This is a genomic window from Nocardia sp. NPDC060220, assembly GCF_042727815.1.
In the GTDB taxonomy this organism is placed as follows: domain Bacteria; phylum Actinomycetota; class Actinomycetes; order Mycobacteriales; family Mycobacteriaceae; genus Nocardia.
Genome location: NZ_JBHWZY010000464.1, coordinates 1 through 5,473 on the forward strand (window position 1 = coordinate 1; position 5,473 = coordinate 5,473).

The 5,473-nt window shown below is 64.5% G+C and carries 3 protein-coding genes and 1 pseudogene; 1 reads left to right on the forward strand and 3 read right to left on the reverse strand.

Annotated elements, in window-relative coordinates; genetic code table 11:
* Positions 1-213 (forward strand): formate/nitrite transporter family protein (locus ACFWF3_RS22515; RefSeq protein ID WP_379315165.1); only part of this gene is annotated, 213 nt, incomplete at its 5' end.
* Here the strand turns inward: ACFWF3_RS22515 and ACFWF3_RS22520 are convergent.
* The 3 genes and pseudogenes from ACFWF3_RS22520 to ACFWF3_RS22530 all read right to left on the reverse strand — a co-directional run.
* On the reverse strand, positions 210-707 hold the full coding sequence (locus ACFWF3_RS22520) for a hypothetical protein (protein ID WP_379315166.1): 498 nt from the start codon (positions 705-707) through the stop codon (positions 210-212). The genes ACFWF3_RS22515 and ACFWF3_RS22520 overlap by 4 nt on opposite strands.
* A 117-nt stretch (positions 708-824) precedes the next feature.
* The gene (locus ACFWF3_RS22525) at positions 825-4,778 is read right to left on the reverse strand and encodes a DNA-directed RNA polymerase subunit beta' (RefSeq protein WP_378990960.1); all 3,954 of its coding nucleotides are present in this window, start codon (positions 4,776-4,778) and stop codon (positions 825-827) included.
* Between the two features lie 105 nt (positions 4,779-4,883).
* Positions 4,884-5,473 (reverse strand): annotated as a pseudogene (locus ACFWF3_RS22530) (DNA-directed RNA polymerase subunit beta); the annotation flags it as partial.

Below are 5,473 nucleotides of genomic sequence, written 5' to 3' on the forward strand. Positions count from 1 at the left end.
GGCTTCGAACACTCCATCGTCAACATGTTCCTGTTCCCCTCCGGCCTGCTCCTGGGCGGCGACTTCTCCCTCGGCGACTACCTCGTATGGAACGAAATCCCCACCGTCCTAGGCAATCTCGTAGGCGGGCTCACCTTCGTCGGCCTGACCCTCTACGCCACCCACGCCCGCACCGCCCCGTCACGGCGGCCCGCCGAATCGGCCCTGGACTAGAGCTCCTCCGACGCCCGTAGGGTTGGGTCCGGGTACTCGTACGCCGAGCGAATCCACTCGACCCTGGGGCGGCCACCCGCACCGTCGAACTCGAGGAAGACCGCGTGCCGGTATCCGAGCTGCTCGATGAACGCACAGAGTTTGATGTAATCGCCTTCGCGTGCCCGCGCTGAAACGCGCCCCTTCTTGGCCTCCAGCACAAGGATATTGCCGCGTTTCGAACCACTGTACGGTTCGTGCACGATCAAGTCCGGTACCACGAAGCTGACATCGTCGAGCCCCGCGCGCGCCAATCGCAGCTGCTTCCGCACCATCGAGAATTCTAAATTCGTGACACGATCGTATTCGACATCCGCCCGCCACTTCCCGGGCAGAACCGACAATCGCTGATTCAGCGCGGATGCGATGTGCGCCACCACAGTTCGCTCGTGAACGGCATCCACGACCAGATCCGGGCAGTCCGCCCACACCTGCTTGATCGCGCCACGGACCATGTCCTCGATCGACAGGGCCTCTGCGGTTTCGGGCATACCGAGATGGTCTCACCCCACACCGACACAGAAACGACGAACGCCCCGCTCCAAGAAGGAACGGGGCGTTCGGGTTACTGCTTAGCGGTAGTCGCTGAAGCCGTAGTCGTCCAACGGCACCGCTGCGCCGGTGGAGGAGCCGAAGCTGTCCGGGGAGTAGTAGGTGTCGTCGTAGGACGGCACCGCGTACGCCGCGGCACGGGCTTCTTCGGTCGGCTGCACCTGGATGTTGCGGTAACGGTTGATACCGGTACCAGCCGGGATGAGCTTACCGATGATCACGTTCTCCTTCAGGCCGATCAGCTTGTCGGAGCGGCAGTTGATCGCCGCGTCCGTCAGCACTCGGGTGGTCTCCTGGAAGGAAGCCGCCGACAGCCACGAATCGGTGGCCAGCGACGCCTTGGTGATACCCATCAGCACGGGACGGCCCGAAGCCGGCTCGCGGCCTTCGGCCACCACGCGACGGTTCGAGTTCTCGAACTCGGCGCGCTCGGTGAGCGAGCCGGGCAGGAACTCGGTCGCACCCGAATCGATGATCGTCACACGACGCAGCATCTGGCGAACGATGACCTCGATGTGCTTGTCGTGGATCGACACACCCTGCGAGCGGTAGACCTCCTGGACCTCGTGGACCAGGTGGACCTGCACCTGACGGGGACCCATCACGCGCAGCACCTCGTGCGGATCGGCAGCGCCCTCGAGCAGCTGCTGACCCACCTCCACGTGGTCACCGTCGGCCAGCAGACGCTCGGAGCCGTCGTCGTGCTTGAACACCCGCAGACGCTGACGCTTCGAGAGCTTGTCGTAGACGACTTCCTCCGACCCGTCATCAGGGATGATCGTGATCTTGTAGAAGCGGTCGTCGTCCTCGAGACGCACCCGGCCCGAGACCTCCGCGATCGGCGCCTTGCCCTTGGGAACACGAGCCTCGAAGAGCTCCTGAACACGCGGCAGACCACCGGTGATGTCGTCGCCCGCGACACCACCCTGGTGGAAGGTACGCATGGTCAGCTGGGTACCGGGCTCACCGATGGACTGGGCCGCGACGATGCCGACGGCCTCGCCGATATCGACCAGCTTGCCGGTGGCCATCGAACGGCCGTAGCAGGTGGCACAGACGCCGGTGCCGGTGGTGCAGGTCAGCACGGAGCGGACCTTCACCTCGGTGATACCGGCCGCGAGCAGCGCGTCGAGCGCGGGGTCGCCGAGGTCGGCGCCCTTCGACACGATGACATTGCCCTTGGCATCCACCGCGTCGGACGCGAGCGTCCGGGCATAGGTGGAGGTCTCGACGTGCGCGTCACGGATGATCGTGCCGTCGGCCAGCTTCTCCGCGATCGGCACCAGGATGCCGCGTTCGGTGCCACAGTCCTCTTCGCGGACGATGACGTCCTGCGACACATCGACCAGACGACGGGTCAGGTAACCCGAGTCGGCGGTACGAAGCGCCGTGTCGGCCAGACCCTTACGAGCACCGTGGGTGTTGATGAAGTACTCGAGCACGGTCAGGCCCTCACGGAACGAGGACTTGATCGGGCGCGGGATGAACTCACCCTTCGGGTTCGTCACCAGGCCCTTCATACCCGCGAGGGTACGGGTCTGGGTGAAGTTACCCGTGGCGCCGGAGTCGACGATCGTGATGATCGGGTTGTCCGGCGGGTAGTGGGTACGCAGCGCGGCGCCCACTTCCTCGGTGGCTTCCTGCCAGATCTTGACCAGGGCGTTGTTGCGCTCGGAGTGATCGAGCGCGCCACGCTGGTACTTCTTCTCGATCAGGTCCGCCATCGACTCGTAGCGTTCCATGATCTCGGGCTTCTCCGGCGGAACGAGCACGTCCGACATGGAGACGGTGACACCCGAACGCGTGGCCCAGTAGAAGCCGGCGTCCTTGAGCTTGTCGACGGTCTGCGCGACGACGATCATCGGGTAGCGCTCGGCCAGATCGTTGATGATCGTGGCCTGACGCTTCTTCGGCATCGGCTCGTTGATGAACGCGTAGTCCGCCGGGAGCAGATCGTTGAAGATCACGCGACCCAGCGTGGTCTCGGCCAGCCACGCTTCGCCGCGCTTCCAGCCGTCCGGGAACAGCTCGTTCTCGATATCCCGCGGCGGGCGCTGCTCGGTCAGCCGCACCTTGATGGTGGACCGCACGGTCAGCTCGCCACGATCGACGGCCATCTGTGCCTCGGCGGGCGAGGAGAACACGCCGTACTCCGGCTCGTCCTTGGCAGCGGCCTTGTAGGTGCCGACACCGTTCTCGTCGAGACGGGTCAGGTAGAACAGGCCCGTCACCATGTCCAGACGCGGCATCGCCAGCGGGCGACCCGACGCCGGGGACAGGATGTTGTTCGACGACAGCATCAGGATGCGTGCCTCGGCCTGCGCCTCCGCGGACAGCGGAAGGTGCACGGCCATCTGGTCACCGTCGAAGTCGGCGTTGAACGCCTCACAGACGAGCGGGTGCAGCTGAATGGCCTTGCCTTCGACCAGCTGGGGCTCGAAGGCCTGGATGCCGAGGCGGTGCAGGGTGGGCGCGCGGTTCAGCAGCACAGGGTGCTCGGCGATGACCTCTTCGAGGACATCCCACACCTGTGCGCGCTGACGCTCGACCATCCGCTTGGCGGACTTGATGTTCTGCGCGTGGTTCAGGTCGACCAGACGCTTCATGACGAACGGCTTGAACAGCTCGAGCGCCATCAGCTTCGGCAGACCACACTGGTGCAGCTTGAGCTGCGGACCGACCACGATGACCGAACGGCCCGAGTAGTCGACGCGCTTGCCGAGCAGGTTCTGACGGAAACGACCCTGCTTGCCCTTGAGCAGGTCGCTCAGGGACTTCAGCGGGCGGTTACCCGGTCCGGTGACCGGACGGCCACGACGGCCGTTGTCGAACAGTGCGTCGACCGACTCCTGCAGCATCCGCTTCTCGTTGTTGACGATGATCTCGGGCGCACCCAGATCGATCAGTCGCTTGAGGCGGTTGTTGCGGTTGATCACGCGGCGGTACAGGTCGTTCAGGTCGGAGGTGGCGAAACGGCCACCGTCGAGCTGGACCATCGGGCGCAGCTCCGGCGGGATCACCGGAACAGCGTCGAGCACCATGCCCATGGGCGAGTTGCCGTTGGTCTGGAAGGCCGCGACGACCTTCAGACGCTTGAGCGCGCGCAGCTTCTTCTGACCCTTGCCTGAGCGAATGGTCTCGCGCAGGCTCTCGGCCTCGGCGTTGATGTCGAAGTTCTCCATCAGCTTCTGGATGGACTCCGCACCCATGGCGCCGGTGAAGTACTCGCCGTAGCGGTCGACGAGCTCGCGGTAGAGCACCTCGTCGACGATGAGCTGCTTGACCGACAGCTTGGTGAAGGTCGTCCAGATCTCGTCGAGGCGGTCCAGCTCACGCTGCGAGCGGTCGCGCAGCTGACGCATTTCGCGCTCGCCGCCGTCCTTGACCTTGCGACGCACGTCGGACTTGGCGCCCTCGGCTTCCAGCTCGGCCAGATCGGCTTCGAGCTTCTGCGCGCGGGCCTCGAGGTCGGCGTCGCGCTGATCGGCGACAGCCTTCTTCTCGACCTCCATCTCGGCTTCGAGCGTGGAGAGCTCGTTGTGACGCAGCTCCTCGTCGACGCCGACGATGACGTAGGCGGCGAAGTAGATGATCTTCTCGAGATCCTTCGGCGCCAGGTCGAGCAGGTAGCCCAAGCGCGACGGAACGCCCTTGAAGTACCAAATGTGAGTAACCGGAGCGGCCAGCTCGATGTGGCCCATCCGCTCACGACGCACCTTGGCGCGAGTCACCTCGACGCCACAGCGCTCACAGATGATGCCCTTGAAGCGGACACGCTTGTACTTGCCGCAGTAGCACTCCCAGTCCCGGGTGGGACCGAAGATCTTCTCGCAGAAGAGCCCGTCCTTCTCCGGCTTGAGCGTGCGGTAGTTGATGGTCTCCGGCTTCTTCACCTCGCCGAAAGACCACTGGCGGATGTCATCGGCGGAGGCAAGGCCGATCCGGAGTTCATCGAAGAAGTTGACGTCTAGCACGTAACTTCCTTTCCCCTGTTCGGGTCGAATTCGAGCAAAAGTTCACTAGTTGTCGAGCGCGGTGCGCGGCGCGGTCGCTTCCACAGCGACCGCACCGCTTACCACCTAGTTCGCCAGATCGTCGATGGTGGCGGCTTCGTTCCTGGACAGGTTGATGCCCAGGTTCGCGGCCGCGCGCTCCAGATCCTCGTCTTCGCCGCCGCCCATCTCGATCGCGGCGCCGTCCGAAGACAGCACCTCGACGTTGAGGCACAGTGACTGGAGTTCCTTGAGGAGCACCTTGAACGACTCCGGGATGCCCGGCTCCGGAATGTTCTCGCCCTTGACGATGGCCTCGTAGACCTTCACGCGGCCGACCACGTCGTCGGACTTGATGGTCAGGAGTTCCTGCAGCGTGTACGCCGCACCGTAGGCCTGCATGGCCCAGCACTCCATCTCACCGAATCGCTGACCACCGAACTGCGCCTTACCACCCAGCGGCTGCTGCGTGATCATCGAGTACGGACCGGTCGAACGGGCGTGGATCTTGTCGTCGACCAGGTGGTGCAGCTTCAGGATGTACATGTAACCGACCGCGACCGGGTACGGGAACGGCTCACCGGAACGACCGTCGAACAGCGTCGACTTGCCGTCGGCGTTGACCATCCGCTCGCCGTCACGGTTGGGCAGGGTCGACCCGAGCAGACCGGTCAGCT

Coding starts and splice junctions, on each gene's coding strand:
- ACFWF3_RS22520 (WP_379315166.1), bottom strand. CDS start 707: ATGGTCCGTGGCGCGATCAAGCAGGTGTGGGCGGACTGCCCGGATCTG.